This window comes from Pantoea sp. PGP6 (assembly GCF_053474785.1).
Map to the genome: position 1 here is coordinate 1 of NZ_JBQBMA010000001.1, position 16,759 is coordinate 16,759.

Here is a 16,759-nt window from a genome sequence, read left to right on the forward strand (position 1 = left end):
GTGTCACTTACGCTTTGGCAACAGTGTCTTGCCCGTTTGCAGGATGAGCTTCCTGCCACCGAATTCAGCATGTGGATTCGTCCACTACAGGCTGAGTTAAACGACAATACGCTTGCCTTGTATGCTCCAAATCGCTTCGTACTCGACTGGGTTCGGGACAAATACCTCAATAGCATTAACGCATTACTGAATGAATTCTGCGGTCCGAACGTACCGTTATTGCGTTTTGAAGTGGGTACACGCCCGGTTCAGCAAACTGCCGCCGTCAGCCAGCCGGTGATGGCCAGCGTCAGCGCGCCTGCTATCCCGGTACAGAGCCATATCCGTCCGGCCCCGACGCAGATCATGCGTCCAAGCTGGGATAACGTGCCGGCACCCGCTGATGTGACCTACCGTTCGAATGTGAATAACCGCCATAACTTCGATAACTTCGTCGAAGGTAAATCTAACCAGCTGGCGCGCGCGGCGGCACGCCAGGTGGCAGATAATCCGGGCGGCGCGTACAACCCGCTGTTCCTGTATGGCGGCACCGGCCTGGGGAAAACCCACCTGCTGCACGCGGTAGGCAACGGCATTATTGCGCGTAAACCCAATGCTAAAGTGGTTTACATGCACTCAGAGCGCTTCGTCCAGGACATGGTTAAGGCGTTGCAGAACAATGCGATCGAAGAATTTAAGCGCTACTACCGTTCGGTCGATGCGCTGCTGATCGATGATATTCAGTTCTTCGCCAATAAAGAGCGTTCGCAGGAAGAGTTCTTCCACACCTTTAATGCCTTATTAGAAGGCAATCAGCAGATCATCCTGACCTCAGATCGTTATCCAAAAGAGATCAACGGGGTGGAAGATCGTCTGAAGTCGCGTTTTGGCTGGGGGTTAACAGTGGCGATCGAGCCGCCTGAACTGGAAACGCGCGTGGCGATCCTGATGAAAAAAGCCGACGAGAATGACATTCGTCTGCCGGGTGAAGTGGCGTTCTTTATTGCCAAGCGTTTACGCTCTAACGTTCGTGAGCTGGAAGGCGCACTGAATCGCGTGATCGCCAACGCCAACTTTACCGGCCGGGCGATCACCATCGACTTCGTGCGCGAAGCGTTGCGCGATCTGCTGGCGCTGCAGGAAAAGCTGGTCACCATTGATAATATTCAGAAGACCGTGGCTGAGTACTACAAAATTAAGGTCGCGGATCTGCTTTCCAAGCGCCGTTCGCGTTCGGTAGCGCGTCCGCGCCAGATGGCGATGGCGATGGCAAAAGAGCTGACTAACCATAGCTTGCCAGAAATTGGCGATGCCTTTGGCGGTCGCGACCACACGACGGTGCTTCACGCCTGCCGCAAGATTGAGCAGCTGCGTGAAGAGAGCCACGATATCAAAGAAGATTTCTCTAATCTCATCAGAACATTATCTTCCTGACGCTATGAAATTTATTGTTGAACGTGAGCAGTTACTGAAGCCGCTGCAACAGGTGAGCGGCCCGCTAGGGGGTCGTCCGACGCTGCCGATTCTTGGAAACCTGCTGTTGCAGGTAACAGAAGGTACGCTGTTGCTGACCGGTACCGATTTAGAAATGGAGATGGTGGCGCGCGTTGCCCTGACGCAGGCTCATGAGCCTGGAGCAACCACCGTGCCCGCGCGGAAATTCCTCGATATCTGTCGCGGATTGCCGGAAGGCGCGGAGATCACGCTGTCACTGGAAGGCGATCGCATGTTAGTGCGTTCAGGCCGCAGCCGCTTCTCGCTGTCGACCCTGCCCGCCAGCGACTTCCCGAATCTGGATGACTGGCAGAGTGAGGTTGAATTCACCCTGCCGCAGGCGACGCTGAAACGACTGATCGAAGCGACTCAGTTCTCAATGGCGCATCAGGATGTTCGCTACTACCTCAACGGGATGATGTTTGAAACCGAAGGGGAAGAGCTGCGCACCGTGGCTACCGACGGTCACCGTCTGGCGGTCTGTTCAATGCCGATCGGTCAGGCACTGCCGAGTCACTCGGTGATTGTGCCGCGTAAAGGGGTGATTGAGCTGCTGCGACTGCTGGATGGCGGCGATACGCCGCTGCAGGTGCAAATCGGCGGCAGCAATATCCGCGCGCACGTCGGCGACTTTATCTTTACGTCGAAGCTGGTTGATGGTCGTTTCCCTGACTATCGCCGCGTATTGCCGAAGAATCCCGATAAAGCGCTGGAAGCCGGCTGCGATCTGTTAAAGCAGGCATTTGCCCGCGCAGCGATTCTGTCGAATGAGAAGTTCCGCGGCGTTCGCCTCTATATCACCGAAAATCAGCTGAAAATCACCGCCAATAACCCTGAACAGGAAGAAGCGGAAGAGATGCTGGATGTCAGCTACAACGGCACCGAACTGGAGATCGGCTTTAACGTCAGTTACGTGCTGGATGTGCTGAACGCCCTGAAGTGTGAAAATGTCCGTCTGCTGCTGACCGACTCGGTGTCGAGCGTACAGATTGAAGATGTGGCGAGTCCGGCAGCAGCCTACGTCGTGATGCCCATGCGCTTGTAGAATATATCGGCCTGGCTTACTTGCTACGTTGTGCCCCGGCAGTGCTCGCCATCCTCACGTACTTCAGTACGCTCCGGTGGCTGTGCGCTGGCGGGGCGCAACGTAGCTGCGACGCCGACGGCCTGGTGACTGAGGTATCGGGCAAACCAGCTTTGCCGTTGACGCACTGGATCGCCAGGCCCAAAATTTTATTGCCCTTCACGCTGGATTGATTCATGGCTTTAACCCGCCTCCTTATCAAAGATTTTCGTAATATTGAGCAGGCTGACCTGCAGCTGGCACCCGGCTTTAATTTCCTGGTCGGCGCTAATGGCAGCGGTAAAACCAGCGTATTAGAGGCGATTTACACCCTGGGCCACGGTCGGGCGTTTCGCAGCCTGCAGGCGGGCCGCGTGATCCGTCACGACGAAGCAGCCTTTGTGCTGCATGGCCGGCTGGAAGGTAAAGAGCGGGAGATTTCTGTCGGGCTGACCAAAAACCGCGCCGGTGACAGTAAAGTACGCATTGACGGCAGCGACGGCCACAAAGTGGCTGAACTGGCGCAGCTGTTACCGATGCAGTTAATCACGCCGGAAGGGTTTACTTTGCTCAATGGCGGCCCCAAATACCGTAGAGCTTACGTCGACTGGGGCTGCTTTCATAATACGCCCGGTTTTTTCAACGCCTGGAGCAACCTGCGCCGCCTGTTAAAACAGCGCAACGCCGCCCTGCGCCAGGTCTCACGTTACAGTCAGATTCGTCCCTGGGACCAGGAACTGGTGCCGCTGGCTGAACAGATAAGCCAGTGGCGCGCCGAATACAGCGCGGCGATTTCGGCGGAGATTACTGCCACCTGCCGCCAGTTCCTGCCCGAGTTTGAGCTGCGCTTTTCATTTCAGCGCGGCTGGGACAAAGAGAGCGATTACGGCGAACTGCTGGAACGCAACTTTGAGCGCGATCGCGCCCTGACCTACACCGCCAGCGGGCCGCATAAAGCCGATTTTCGTATTCGGGCTGAAGGGACGCCGGTGGAAGATTTACTCTCACGCGGGCAGCTAAAACTGCTGATGTGTGCATTGCGTCTGGCGCAGGGCGAGTTCCTGACAAGCCAGAGCGGACGCCGTTGTGTTTACCTGATCGATGACTTTGCTTCTGAGCTGGATGACAGCCGCCGACGCCTGCTGGCAGAGCGGTTAAAAGCCACCCAGGCGCAGGTGTTTGTCAGCGCTATTTCTGCCGAGCATGTAATCGACATGACCGACGAAAAGGGCAAGATGTTCCGCGTGGAACAGGGTAAAATAGCGGTTCAACCTGAAGATTAAAATGAGCGAGAAACGTTGATGTCGAATTCTTATGACTCCTCAAGTATCAAAGTCCTGAAGGGGCTTGATGCGGTACGCAAACGCCCGGGCATGTATATCGGCGATACCGATGACGGTACCGGTCTGCATCACATGGTATTCGAGGTCGTGGATAACGCAATCGACGAAGCGCTCGCTGGTCACTGTAGTGACATCGTGGTCACCATTCATGCGGATAACTCCGTTTCGGTGCAGGATGATGGGCGCGGCATTCCAACCGGCATTCACGAAGAAGAAGGCATTTCCGCCGCTGAAGTGATCATGACGGTGCTGCATGCGGGCGGTAAGTTCGACGATAACTCCTATAAAGTCTCCGGCGGTCTGCATGGCGTCGGTGTCTCGGTGGTTAACGCCCTGTCACAGAAGCTGGAGCTGACCATTCGTCGCGAAGGCAAAGTACACCAGCAGGTCTACGTCCATGGCGTGCCGCAGGCACCGCTGTCGGTGACCGGCGAGACCGATTTGACCGGTACCCGTGTGCGCTTCTGGCCAAGCCACGAAACCTTTACCAACGTGCGCGATTTTGAGTATGACATCCTGGCGAAACGCCTGCGTGAACTGTCGTTCCTCAACTCCGGCGTGTCGATTCGTCTGGAAGATAAGCGTGACGGCAAGTCTGATCACTTCCATTACGAAGGCGGCATCCGGGCATTCGTTGAATACCTCAACAAAAACAAAACCCCGATTCACCCAACCGTGTTCTATTTCTCTACCGAGAAAGATGGCATCGGTGTGGAAGTGGCGCTGCAGTGGAACGATGGCTTCCAGGAAAACATCTACTGCTTCACCAACAACATCCCACAGCGTGACGGCGGTACCCACCTTGCGGGCTTCCGTGCGGCGATGACCCGTACCCTGAATGCCTACATGGATAAAGAGGGTTACAGCAAGAAAGCCAAAGTCAGCGCCACCGGTGACGATGCGCGTGAAGGTCTGATCGCAGTGGTTTCGGTGAAAGTGCCGGACCCAAAATTCTCATCCCAGACCAAAGACAAACTGGTTTCGTCTGAAGTGAAGTCAGCGGTTGAACAGCAGATGAACGAACTGCTGGCGGAATACCTGCTGGAAAATCCGGGTGACGCAAAAATCGTGGTCGGCAAAATCATCGACGCAGCGCGCGCCCGTGAAGCCGCACGTCGTGCCCGTGAAATGACCCGTCGTAAAGGCGCGCTGGACCTGGCGGGTCTGCCAGGCAAACTGGCGGATTGCCAGGAGCGCGACCCGGCGCTGTCTGAAATCTACCTGGTGGAGGGTGACTCCGCTGGCGGTTCGGCCAAACAGGGCCGTAACCGTAAGAATCAGGCGATTCTGCCGCTAAAAGGTAAGATCCTTAACGTTGAGAAAGCGCGCTTCGACAAAATGCTCGCCTCGCAGGAAGTGGCCACGCTGATTACCGCGCTCGGTTGCGGCATTGGTCGCGACGAGTACAACCCGGACAAGCTGCGCTATCACAGCATCATCATCATGACCGATGCCGATGTCGATGGTTCGCACATCCGTACGCTGCTGCTGACTTTCTTCTACCGTCAGATGCCGGAAATCATCGAGCGCGGCCACGTTTATATCGCGCAGCCGCCGCTGTATAAAGTGAAGAAAGGCAAGCAGGAGCAGTACATCAAAGATGACGACGCGATGGATCAATACCAGATCGCTATCGCGCTTGATGGTGCCACGCTGCACACTAATGCCAGCGCCCCGGCCCTGGCTGGTGAGCCGCTGGAGACGCTGGTCTCTGACTTCAACAGCACCCAGAAGATGATCAAGCGTATGGAGCGCCGTTATCCGGTTGCCCTGCTGCGCGCGCTGATTTATCACGACACGCTGAGCGATCTGAGCAATGAAGCAGAAGTGACCCGCTGGCTGAACAGCCTGGTGAGCTATCTCACTGAGCGCGAAGCGCACGGTAGTACCTATCTGGCGCAGGTGCGTGAAAACCGCGAGCTGAACCTGTTCGAACCGGTGCTGCGCGTCCGTACCCACGGTGTGGATACTGATTATCCGCTGGAAGCCGATTTCATCCAGGGACCTGAGTACCGCAAAATCTGTGGCCTCGGCGACAAGCTGCGTGGCCTGCTGGAAGAGGATGCTTACATTGAACGTGGCGAGCGTCGTCAACCGGTAGCCAGCTTCGAGCAGGCGATTGAGTGGCTGGTGAAAGAGTCGCGTCGCGGCCTCTCGGTACAGCGCTACAAAGGTCTGGGCGAGATGAACCCGGAACAGCTGTGGGAAACCACCATGGACCCGGATAGCCGTCGTATGCTGCGCGTTACCATTAAAGATGCGATTGGCGCTGACCAGCTATTTACTACCCTGATGGGCGATGCGGTTGAACCGCGCCGTGCCTTCATCGAAGAGAATGCGCTGAAAGCCGCCAATATCGATATCTAATCGGCTGCTGACGTCACAGGCCATCACGCAAGTGATGGCCTTTTTTTTGCCCTGCACAGTCCGATACTCGCAGACGAGGGCACCGCGTTGCCTGCAGGCTGCGATCGCGATCACTTTTTAGCGGCGGGCCCTCCCTTACTCTTGCCTCTCTTCGCGCCTCTGCGGGCGCACTATGCTGTTCAGACAGGGAGTTACACCATGATTATTTGCGATCGTCTCGACTGGGCCACAGAACGTCACGCCTTTCATCCGGTCATTGACCAGGCGATAAGCTGGATTGCTGAGACAGATTTTAGCCAGCTTGAAAGCGGGAAATACCCGATCCTCGCGGACGACAAAATGTTCTGTCTGGTGCAGGAGATGATGACCGAGCCGGCCAGCGCCCGGCGGGCAGAATCCCACGTCAGCTACATCGACATCCAGTACCTGCTGGCTGGAGTAGAGAATATCGGCGTGGCTCGCGCGCACCCGGAGCATGTGGTGACCGAAGATTTTATCCAGCAGCGTGACGTGATTTTTTATCAGCAGACGATAAACGAGTCGATGATCACCCTGATGCCCGGCATGTTTGCGCTGTTCTTCCCGCATGACGTTCATCGTCCCTGCTGCGCGCCCGCCGAACCGGCCCTGATTCGAAAAGCCGTGATTAAAATCCATCGCGATCTGTTTACCGGCTGAGGTCCGGCCGTCAGTCATTTGTCATCGCTTGCCGCTAAACTGGTCAATGTGAGCTGAATCGCGCTAGCATTGAACAAAACCCAGACGCAACGAGGACCCTATGGCTATTAAATTGATCGCTATCGATATGGATGGCACCCTGCTTAATCCGCAACATGAAATCACGCCGGGCGTGAAATCCGCTCTGGATCGCGCCCGCCAGCAGGGGGTCTCGATTGTGCTGACCACCGGCCGGCCGTTTGTCGGTATCCAGCGCTACCTGATGGAGCTGGATATGCAGACGCCCGGTCAGTACGCAATCAGCAACAACGGTGCGCTGGTCCATCAGGCCGAAGATGGCGAATGCGTAGCGGAAGTGACGCTGACCTTTGACGACTACCTCTACATTGAGCAGCTGGCGCGTGAGTTGGGCGTGCATTTCCAGGCGTTCGACAAGTCCCACCTCTATACGCCAAATAAAGACATCAGTGAATACACCATTCATGAAGCCAGCCTGACCGGGATTCCGGTACGCTACCGCGCCGTTGAAGAGATGGATCGCGCCACCCGCTTTCCGAAACTGATGATGATCGACCGGCCTGCCCTGCTGGATGCGGCCATTGCTCGTCTGCCCGAACAGGCGCGCCAGACTTACACCATTCTGAAGAGTGCGCCTTACTACCTCGAAATTCTCGATCGTCGGGTTAACAAGGGTCAGGGCGTCAGAATGCTGGCTGAGAAGCTTGGGCTGAAGCAGGAAGAAGTAATGGCGATTGGCGATCAGGAAAATGATCTGGCGATGATTGAGTATGCCGGCACCGGAGTAGCGATGGGTAATGCCATTGATTCAGTTAAGGAAATCGCCCAGTTCGTGACTAAAACCAATATGGAAGATGGCGTAGCACACGCGATTGAAGAGCTGGTGCTGTAATCGTCTGTTTTCTTGCTGGCAGGCTGCAGCGCAACAGATTGTCTGTTTTGTGATCAGGATTGTAGTACAACCTTGATAGGTGGTACTACAATTTTTGCTCAGGCATCAGCCGGGCAAAGGAACACAGACAGTGGAAAAGCAGGACGTCAGCAAAACCGATCGGATTCTTTTAACGCTGGGCGAAGAGATTGTCTCCGGCCAGTTTGTGGCGGGTCAGCCGTTGCCCGCCGAGGCGGACCTGTGCGAACGGTTCGCCACCTCCCGTAATATCATCCGCGAAGTTTATCGCTCGCTAACCGCGAAACGACTGATTGAAATTAAGCGTTATCGCGGCGCTTTCGTCACCCCGCATCAGCACTGGAACTTCCTCGACAGTGACGTCCTGCAATGGTCGTTAAAGCACAATCACGATCCACAACTCATCGCCGCGATGAACGATGTGCGGGTGCTGGTCGAGCCGCAGCTGGCGCGCTGGTCAGCCGAACGCGCCACCTCGCAGGATCTAGCCGCTATCGAGCTGGCGCTCAACGATATGATCGCCCGGCACAACGATCGTGACGCCTTTAACGAAGCCGATATGCGCTACCACGAGGCGCTGCTGGCTTCGGTTCACAATCCGATTCTGCAACAGCTCAGTATCGCCCTGGTTCAGCTGCAGAAAGCGGTTTTTGCCCGCACCTACCGCGCCGATCGCGACAATATGCCGCAAACCCTGCGTGAACATCAGAACCTGTTCGATGCCATTCGCCATCAGGATGGTGACGCCGCAGAAGCGGCGGCACGCGCCATGATTGCCAGCTCAACCCAACGCCTGAAGGAGATCGTGTGAGCCACTATATCGCTCTCGACTGGGGCTCGACCAACCTGCGCGCCTGGTACTACCGCGACGGCGACGCTGTTGAGAGCCGACGTTCAGAAGCGGGCGTCACCCGCTTAAACGGCCGCAGCCACCAGCAGGTGTTCGATGAGATAACCCACGGCTGGCCGGTGAATGCGGTGCCGGTGGTGATGGCGGGCATGGTGGGTAGCAACGCCGGCTGGAAGGCCGCGCCCTATCTTCCCTGCCCGCTGACGCTGGACTCCCTCGCGACGCAGCTGACCGCAGCCGGTGAAAATCGCTGGATCGTGCCGGGATTAAGCGTCAGCCGCCGTGACAATCACAACGTGATGCGCGGTGAAGAGACCCAGCTGCTGGGGGCGCAAACCCTGGCACCGGCGGAACTGATCGTGATGCCCGGTACCCATTCCAAGTGGGTGAAATGCGAAGCGCGCCGGGTGATCGATTTCCGCACCGTGATGACCGGCGAACTGCATCATCTGCTGCTGAACCACGCCCTGATCGGGACCGGTTTACCTCAACAGCAGCCGGATGCGGCGGCCTTTCAGCGCGGGCTGGAAACCGGCATCAACGATCCGTCCCTGCTGGCGCGCCTGTTTGAAGTGCGGGCGCAGCATCTGCTGGGTGCGCTGGCCCCCGGGTCGGTCAGCGATTTCCTCTCCGGTTTGTTGATCGGACATGAAGTCGCCAGTCAGGCGGCGCAGTCGGCGCTGAGCGGTCCGGTGACGCTGATTGCCAGTGAAGCACTGGCCCAGCGTTATCAGGCGGCTTTTGCCCTGCTCAATATCCCGCTGCAATGGCTGGCAGGCGATAGTGCCTTCCAGCAAGGAATAAGGAGAATTGTCGATGACCTTGCCCTTTAAGCTGCCGCTGATCGCCATCCTGCGCGGCATCCGGCCGGACGAAGCCGGGGCGCACGTTAGCGCCCTGATTGAGTGCGGTTTTGACAGTATTGAAGTGCCGCTCAACTCGCCCGACTGGCAGCAGACCCTGCCGCAGCTGGTACGTCAGTTTGGTGATCGGGCCATGATTGGTGCCGGAACGGTGCTGAACGTCGCGCAGGTCAACGCCGTTGCGGCAGCAGGTGCCCGCCTGCTGGTGACGCCGAATACCGATGCAGAGGTGATTGCCGGGGCAGTCCGGCAGCAGATCTGGACGGCCATCGGCTGCGCCAGCGCCAGTGAAGCCTTTACCGCGCTAAACGCAGGGGCCCATGCGCTGAAAATTTTCCCGGCATCGGCTTTTGGGCCCGCCTATATCAAGGCGATCAAAGCCGTATTGCCGCCGGAGGTGCCGCTGTTCGCAGTAGGTGGAGTGACGCCAGAAAACCTGGCGGACTATCTGGCGGCGGGCTGCGTCGGTGCCGGACTGGGCAGTGACCTGTACCGCGCCGGTCAGCCGCTGTCGCGCACCGTGGAAAAAGCTGAGGCTTTTATTGCTGCTTATAAGGATGCCGTACGATGAAAATCACAAAACTCACCACTTACCGCCTGCCGCCACGCTGGATGTTCCTGAAAATTGAAACCGATGAAGGCGTCTGCGGCTGGGGCGAGCCGGTAATCGAAGGCCGGGCGCGCAGCGTCGAAGCGGCGGTGCATGAACTGGGCGATGCACTCATCGGTCAGGACCCGGCGCGCATTAACGACTTGTGGCAGGTGATGTACCGGGGCGGTTTCTATCGCGGCGGTCCGATCCTGATGAGCGCCATTGCCGGTATCGATCAGGCGTTATGGGATATCAAAGGCAAAACGCTCGGCGTCCCGGTCTGGCAACTGCTTGGCGGTCTGGTACGCGACCGGATGAAAGCCTACAGCTGGGTTGGCGGCGATCGTCCCGCCGATGTGATTGCCGGGATTCAAACGCTGCGCGCCATCGGCATCGATACTTTCAAGCTCAACGGCTGCGCCGAAATGAGCCTGATCGATAACAGCCGCGCGGTGGATGAGGCGGTCAATACCGTGGCGCAAATCCGCGAAGTCTTTGGCAATCAGATTGAATTCGGCCTCGATTTTCATGGCCGGGTCAGCGCGCCGATGGCGAAAATATTGATCAAAGAGCTGGAGCCCTATCGGCCGCTGTTTATTGAAGAGCCGGTGCTGGCCGAGCAGGCAGAATACTATCCGCGCCTCGCCGCGCAAACCCACATTCCGATTGCCGCAGGCGAGCGCATGTACTCCCGCTTCGAGTTTAAGCGGGTGCTGGCAGCGGGCGGTCTGGCAATCGTGCAGCCCGATCTCTCCCATGCTGGCGGCATCACGGAATGCGTCAGGATTGCCGCGATGGCAGAGGCTTACGATGTCGGACTGGCACCGCACTGCCCGCTCGGACCGCTGGCGCTGGCCGCCTGTCTGCAGGTCGATTTTGTCTCGCATAACGCCATATTCCAGGAACAGAGCATGGGCATTCACTATAATCAGGGAGCGGAACTGCTTGATTATGTTGTCAATAAAGCTGATTTCGCCATGCACAATGGCAGCTTTGCGCCGCTGAACCGGCCGGGTCTCGGGGTTGAGATCGATGAAGCGCTGGTGATTGAACGCAGCCGTGATGCCCCAGACTGGCGCAACCCATTGTGGCGGCACGCTGACGGCGCCGTTGCCGAATGGTAATGTTCGCCGCTTTTCAGTAGCAGCCACCCGCTTCACCCCATAATAAGAAACACTCGCCAGGTCCCGCGCGATGCGGGATCCGGGTCCGCTATACCCTACGTGAGGATCTCCCGATGAGTGAACATCTGCATCTCAGTACCGTGAAAAAAATGAACCGGCGCATTATGCCGTTCATCATGCTGCTCTACCTGATTGCCTATATCGATCGCGCCAATATCTCCGTCGCCGCGCTACAGATGAATGCCGATCTGGCGATGACCGCCGAGATGTACGGCATCGCCGCCGGCATTTTTTACGTCACCTACATCATCTTCGAAGTGCCGAGTAACGTCCTGCTGACGCGGGTCGGTGCGCGGCGCTGGATCGCCCGCATCATGGTGAGCTGGGGCATCATTGCCGCCGGCATGAGCCTGGTCCAGACGCCCACCCAGCTTTATGTGATGCGCTTTCTGCTCGGGGCGGCAGAGGCCGGGTTTACGCCCGGCATTATCTTCTACCTCTCCTGCTGGTATCCGCGTAGCGATCGCGCCCGCGCCATGTCGATGTTCTATATCGGTGCGGCGCTGGCATCGGTGATTGGCCTGCCGCTCTCCGGCAGTCTGCTGAACATGCACGGCATGTTAGGTGTCGAGGGCTGGCGCTGGCTGTTCCTGCTGGAAGGCATTCCCGCTTTCTTCCTCGGCATCGTCACCTGGTTTTATCTTGATGATTCACCGGCCAAAGCGCGCTGGCTCTCCGGCGAGCAGCGTAGCTGGCTGCAGCAGACCATTGAACGTGACGAGAAGCATTCCGCCATTCACCATCATAACTGGCGGGTGGCGCTGAAAAGCGGTCGCGTCTGGGCGCTCAGCCTGCTGTGGCTGTTGCAGGCGTTTGGCACCATCGGCGTGACGCTGTTTCTGCCGCTGATTGTCAAGGCCGTGGCGGAGGACCGCAGTAACCTGATGGTCAGCCTGCTGTCGGCGGTGCCGTTCCTGTTTGCCTGCCTGTTTATGTATTTCAATGGCCGTCATTCGGACAAAACCGGTGAGCGGGCCCGTCATCTGGGATTGCCGTTGATCGCCGCGGGCCTGCTGCTGCTGGGCGCGATGGCAGTCTCGCAACAGTGGCTGGCCTACGGTCTGCTGGTGCTGATGGTGGGCCTCAACTGGGCGATTACGCCGGTCTTCTGGGCCGTCACCACCGAGACCATCTCCGGCGTCGCCGGGGCCGCGTCGATTGCGCTGATCAACGCCGTGGCGAACATTGCCGGCCTCGGTTTTCCGCCGATCATGGGCCGCATCAAAGATGCCACCCACAGCTACAATGATGGTTTGCTGATTGTGGCGGGCGCGCTGGTGCTGGGCGGCTTACTCGGCCTGCTGCTGGGACGAAAAAAAACCGTCGAGGGTGACGGGCGGGTGCTCAGTGAGGCGAAATCGAAGCTGCATCTTTAGCCCGTTTGGCGTAGCGTGTGGGGCAACATTTTTATCAGGTTGCCTCCATGCGCGAAAAACAGATCACCTTTGCTGCCCGCCAGCATCAGCTTACCAATATCAATGTCTGGACCGCCGATAGCCAGTGGCTGGCGTTTGACCTGCGTCCCTCCGGCGCGTCGTTTACCAGCCAGACCATTGAGCGCGTCAATGTGACCACCGGCGAGGTTGAGGTGCTGTATCAGGCGCACCACGGCGCCCATGTCGGGGTAGTTACCGTCAGCCCCGATCTGCCGCCGCGCTATGTCTGTATTCACGGCCCGGAGCATCCCGACGCAAGCTGGCAGTATGACTTTCACCATCGGCGTGGCGTCATTATTCAGAACGGCAATGCGATGAATCTCGATGCCTGCGACATTACCCCGCCCTTTACGCCCGGCGCGCTGCGGGGCGGCTCGCACGTACATGTGTTCAGTGCCGACGGGTCACGCCTCAGCTTCACCTACAACGATCATGTGATGCATGAATGGGATAGCCGCCAGGACCTGCGTAACGTGGGCATCGCCGTACCGCTGCGGGCAGTGACGCCGCAGAAGCAGCATCCCCGTGAATATGACGGCAGTTATTTTTGTCTGCTGGTCAGCCGTACCCATGCGCAGCCCCTACCCGGCAGCGACCAGATTAATCGCGCTTATGAAGAGTGCTGGGTCGGCGATCGCGGCTATCAGAAACCGGACGGCAGCTGGCAGCGCTGGGCCATCGCCTTTATTGGCGATACGCTGAATGCGCAGGGTGAAAAACGGCCTGAGGTGTTTATTGTCGATCTGCCCGAGGCGCTGGAGGATTATGCCCGCGCGGGCGAGGCGCCGCTGGAGGGCAGCGAGCGGCAGTTACCTGCACCGCCTGCTGGCGTGCAGCAGCGTCGCCTGACGGTAAGTCGCGGTCTGGCACTGCAACCGCGCCACTGGCTGCGCGCCGCGCCGGACGGCAGCCAGATCGCCTTTCTGATGGCGGACCCGCAGCAGGTGGTTCAGCTGTGGACCGTATCGCCCAACGGCGGCGAGCCACGCCAGATCACCTGGCTGAGCCACAGCATCCAGTCGGCGTTTAGCTGGCACCCCAGAGGTGAGGCGATCGCCTTTATCTGCGACAACAGCGTGATGCGGTGTGAGGTGATAAGCGGAGCATGTCAGCGGCTGACTGACCGGACAGAGCAGCCACCATCAGGTGACGCGGTGGTCTGGTCGCCTGATGGAAGCCAGATTGCTTATATGCGTGAGGTGAACGGCTGGCGGCAGCTGTTTACGGTTGCGGCGACGGCGGCTGCATAGTCGGCATCGGCTGTGCCTGCGCCAGATTTTCCTGGGTATGCGCCAGCTTCTCGCTTTGCAGTACCCGCTCGCGCGGAGAGTCGATCGATTTGTCACTGTCGTTGCGATAATAATCCCACGGCAGTAACAGCGTATCCAGCGCAGCGGAGAAAGGCAGATCGATCAGCGCCAGCGGTTTTAGTGCCCAGCTGGTGTCGTCATCGACCAGCAGATCGGCGCTGGCGCGGGTGCCAGGATAGTAGCCCTGACTGGCGCCGGTGTGTGACATAACGCTGGAGCAGCCGCTTGCCGCAACGGCACAGCAGACTACACCCGCCAGCGGTAACGTTTTCATCAATTTCATTATTATCATCCCTTCAGTCCTGACAGAAGCCTGACTGAGTTGGTTTGCCAGACAACGCCATCACTCTGGGGTGAAGTCCGTTCTGGTCCGGCAAAGGTAGTCCTGAGTGTATGTCATTTTCTCAAACAGGCGAAAAAAATTGCGTTTTCCCCCTTGAAAGCTGACGTCCGGCACCCATTTTTAGATTACGGACGCACTCACCGTTGCCGCAAGGGACAGTGAGGTGCCGTACAGAAACCTGTCCCGTAGTGGAAGGTTGCCAAAACTTGCTGAAACTCAGGAGTCTTAATATGCGTAATTTTGATCTCTCTCCACTTTATCGTTCTGCCATCGGCTTTGACCGCCTGTTTAACCTGCTCGAAGCGAATCAAAATCAGAGCAACGGCGGCTATCCTCCGTACAACGTCGAGCTGGTCGATGAAAACCACTATCGCATTACCATCGCCGTAGCCGGTTTTTCTCAGAGCGAACTGGAGATCACCGCCCACGATAATGTGCTGATCGTGCGGGGTGCCCACCCGGAAGAGCAGACCGAACGTAAATACCTGTATCAGGGTATCGCCGAACGCAACTTCGAGCGTAAATTCCAGCTGGCCGACCACATTGTGGTACGCGATGCCCGTCTGGAAAATGGTCTGTTAAGCATCGATCTTGAACGCCTGGTGCCGGAAGAAGCGAAACCACGCCGTATTGAGATTCTGAAATAATCATAACAAACGCCGCTAACGCGGCGTTTTTCGTTTTTGATATCAGTACCTGCTCAGGGAGCAAAAAGGCTGCTCCGCTCCATGGTTTCAGACGGCTGATTGAATTAACGCGATGGGAGCATACGCCTGTAGCAAAGCATAGCGGACCAGAAATGGTGTTTTTGCGTCTTTGCGAAACGCAGCCATCACGCTCTTAAACGCCGCGCCAGCGGCGTTTTTCTGTTTGCCTTTACGGCTGCGTTCGCATCGCTAAACGCTGACCCACTACCCCGCCAAATACGTTTACCAGCAGCCCCAGAATAATGATGGTAGCGCCCAGCATCTGCTGTCCCGACAGATGCTCATCCAGCACCAGCGCGGCGGTGATAATCCCGACTACCGGCACCAGCAGCGACAGCGGCGCAACGCGCCAGGTTTCGTAGCGGCTCAGCAGGTTGCCCCAAATCGCATAGCCTATGATGGTAGCGATAAACGCCAGATAAATTAACGCCAGTATGGTCTGTAACCCGATATGCAGCAGGCTATTGAGGATGGCGGCCTGGCCGTCAAACAGCAGCGAGCAGGCAAAGAAAGGCACCACCGGCACCAGCGCACTCCAGACCACCAGTGACATGATCGGCACCTTGCGGTTACGCATAATGATCTTATTGGTGATGTTACCCAGCCCCCACGACAGCGCGGCCGCCAGCGTCAGCATCATTGTCGTCAGCGTGATACCGGCCGTGGTCTGGCCCTCCATGCCAGCCGTGGCCAGCATAAACATCCCCAGCGTGGCGATAATAATTCCGACAATGTGATTCCAGCGCAGCTTCTCCGACAGCAGCAGCGCGCCCAGCAGCAGCGTGAAGAACGCCTGCGCCTGCAGCACCAGCGACGCCAGTCCGGCGGGCATGCCCAGCTTGATCGCCAGAAACAGAAACGCGAACTGACCAAAACTGATGGTCATCCCGTAGACCACCAGCCAGCGCAGCGGAATCGGCGGACGGCGCACAAAGAAGATGGCGGGAAACGCCACCAGGCTGAAGCGCAGCCCGGCCAGCAAGAAGGGCGGCATGCCCTGCAGCCCTAACTTGATCACCACAAAATTGACGCCCCATGCCACCACCACGCACAGCGCTAACAGCATATCTTTTACCGACATCGGATACTCCTTGTGCCGCTTCAGGCAGTGATCGCCACCGGCGTCGCGATATCCACACAGCAGTCGTCACCCACAATGCGAAAATAGTCCTCTACCGCCAGCGCAATTGACTTATCCAGCGCACCCGCGTTAAACCATAACGTCCCGACCTGTTGCAGCCGCGTATCGACCCGCAACGCCAGCCGGTCATCAAAACTAAACGGTGGCACCGCACCCATTACGCAGTCGGTCAGCGCCTGCGCCATCTCCGGAGCGGCAAAGGCGGACTTCTTACCGCCGATGGCGCGCGCCGCGCTTTTGAAATTGATGCGGCAATCGCCCGGCACAATCGCCAGCAGATAACGCGCATCGGCGCCCTCTGGCATGCTGACCTCAAGCACCATCGCTTTGGCCGCCTGATTGAGCGCGTTACCGCGTATCTCACTGATCAGATCGGTCTGACCCACCGCCTGATGCTCTGCCACCCGATAGTTCGCCTGATGCTGATCCAGCAGCGCGATGATTTTTTCAAACGTCGTCATTCCCCTCTCCTTAATCTGGC

At 57.8% G+C, this 16,759-nt stretch carries 16 protein-coding genes; 13 read left to right on the forward strand and 3 right to left on the reverse strand.

Annotated elements, in window-relative coordinates:
- From dnaA to ACLIBF_RS00060, 12 genes are all read left to right on the forward strand, one after another.
- On the forward strand, positions 1-1,413 hold a 1,413-nt coding region (dnaA, locus tag ACLIBF_RS00005; protein WP_448309086.1), incomplete at its 5' end, for a chromosomal replication initiator protein DnaA.
- 4 nt (positions 1,414-1,417) lie between these two features.
- Positions 1,418-2,518, forward strand: coding sequence for a DNA polymerase III subunit beta (dnaN, locus tag ACLIBF_RS00010; protein WP_031375180.1), 1,101 nt, complete (start codon positions 1,418-1,420; stop codon positions 2,516-2,518).
- Positions 2,519-2,733: 215 nt separating this feature from the next.
- Entirely contained in the window at positions 2,734-3,819 is a 1,086-nt protein-coding gene (gene recF, locus ACLIBF_RS00015) for a DNA replication/repair protein RecF (RefSeq protein WP_046289494.1), read from the forward strand.
- A gap of 18 nt (positions 3,820-3,837) precedes the next feature.
- Positions 3,838-6,246, forward strand: coding sequence for a DNA topoisomerase (ATP-hydrolyzing) subunit B (gene gyrB / locus ACLIBF_RS00020; RefSeq protein ID WP_031375178.1), 2,409 nt, complete (start codon positions 3,838-3,840; stop codon positions 6,244-6,246).
- A gap of 198 nt (positions 6,247-6,444) precedes the next feature.
- Positions 6,445-6,924 carry a YhcH/YjgK/YiaL family protein gene (locus tag ACLIBF_RS00025; protein ID WP_031375177.1) on the forward strand — a complete coding sequence of 160 codons (480 nt, stop codon included), beginning with the start codon at positions 6,445-6,447 and terminating at the stop codon, positions 6,922-6,924.
- A 100-nt stretch (positions 6,925-7,024) separates the two neighbouring features.
- Positions 7,025-7,834 (forward strand): sugar-phosphatase, encoded by an 810-nt coding sequence (gene yidA / locus ACLIBF_RS00030; RefSeq protein WP_046289495.1) that lies wholly within the window; start codon positions 7,025-7,027, stop codon positions 7,832-7,834.
- A 130-nt stretch (positions 7,835-7,964) separates the two neighbouring features.
- Positions 7,965-8,663: a FadR/GntR family transcriptional regulator gene (locus ACLIBF_RS00035; protein WP_279810135.1), complete on the forward strand. Its 699-nt coding sequence runs from the start codon at positions 7,965-7,967 to the stop codon at positions 8,661-8,663.
- On the forward strand, positions 8,660-9,535 hold the full coding sequence (locus ACLIBF_RS00040; protein ID WP_089561632.1) for a 2-dehydro-3-deoxygalactonokinase: 876 nt from the start codon (positions 8,660-8,662) through the stop codon (positions 9,533-9,535). The genes ACLIBF_RS00035 and ACLIBF_RS00040 overlap by 4 nt, the downstream gene beginning before the upstream one ends.
- On the forward strand, positions 9,519-10,136 hold the full coding sequence (locus tag ACLIBF_RS00045; protein ID WP_448309090.1) for a 2-dehydro-3-deoxy-6-phosphogalactonate aldolase: 618 nt from the start codon (positions 9,519-9,521) through the stop codon (positions 10,134-10,136). Before ACLIBF_RS00040 ends, ACLIBF_RS00045 begins: the two co-directional genes overlap by 17 nt.
- Positions 10,133-11,281, forward strand: a complete 1,149-nt coding sequence (dgoD, locus tag ACLIBF_RS00050; protein ID WP_279810132.1) for a galactonate dehydratase — start codon at positions 10,133-10,135, stop codon at positions 11,279-11,281. The genes ACLIBF_RS00045 and dgoD overlap by 4 nt, the downstream gene beginning before the upstream one ends.
- A 113-nt stretch (positions 11,282-11,394) precedes the next feature.
- A complete protein-coding gene (locus ACLIBF_RS00055) occupies positions 11,395-12,717 on the forward strand; it encodes an MFS transporter (RefSeq protein ID WP_069728637.1) in 1,323 nt (440 codons plus the stop codon).
- Positions 12,718-12,764: 47 nt separating this feature from the next.
- A complete protein-coding gene (locus tag ACLIBF_RS00060) occupies positions 12,765-14,027 on the forward strand; it encodes a DUF3748 domain-containing protein (RefSeq protein WP_069728638.1) in 1,263 nt (420 codons plus the stop codon).
- Here ACLIBF_RS00060 and ACLIBF_RS00065 read toward each other — a convergent pair.
- Complete coding sequence (locus tag ACLIBF_RS00065; protein ID WP_031378056.1) at positions 13,999-14,370, reverse strand: YceK/YidQ family lipoprotein; 372 nt, start codon at positions 14,368-14,370, stop codon at positions 13,999-14,001. The two genes, ACLIBF_RS00060 and ACLIBF_RS00065, sit on opposite strands and share 29 nt — an antisense overlap.
- A 290-nt stretch (positions 14,371-14,660) precedes the next feature.
- On the opposite strand from ACLIBF_RS00065, the gene ibpA reads away from it, so the two are divergent.
- A complete protein-coding gene (ibpA, locus tag ACLIBF_RS00070; protein ID WP_046289498.1) occupies positions 14,661-15,077 on the forward strand; it encodes a small heat shock chaperone IbpA in 417 nt (138 codons plus the stop codon).
- A 229-nt stretch (positions 15,078-15,306) separates the two neighbouring features.
- Here the strand turns inward: ibpA and ACLIBF_RS00075 are convergent, their stop codons facing one another.
- Complete coding sequence (locus ACLIBF_RS00075; RefSeq protein ID WP_031376130.1) at positions 15,307-16,218, reverse strand: EamA family transporter; 912 nt, start codon at positions 16,216-16,218, stop codon at positions 15,307-15,309.
- A gap of 20 nt (positions 16,219-16,238) precedes the next feature.
- The gene (locus ACLIBF_RS00080) at positions 16,239-16,739 is read right to left on the reverse strand and encodes a YbaK/EbsC family protein (RefSeq protein WP_031376131.1); all 501 of its coding nucleotides are present in this window, start codon (positions 16,737-16,739) and stop codon (positions 16,239-16,241) included.
- Between the last annotated feature and the right edge of the window lie 20 nt (positions 16,740-16,759).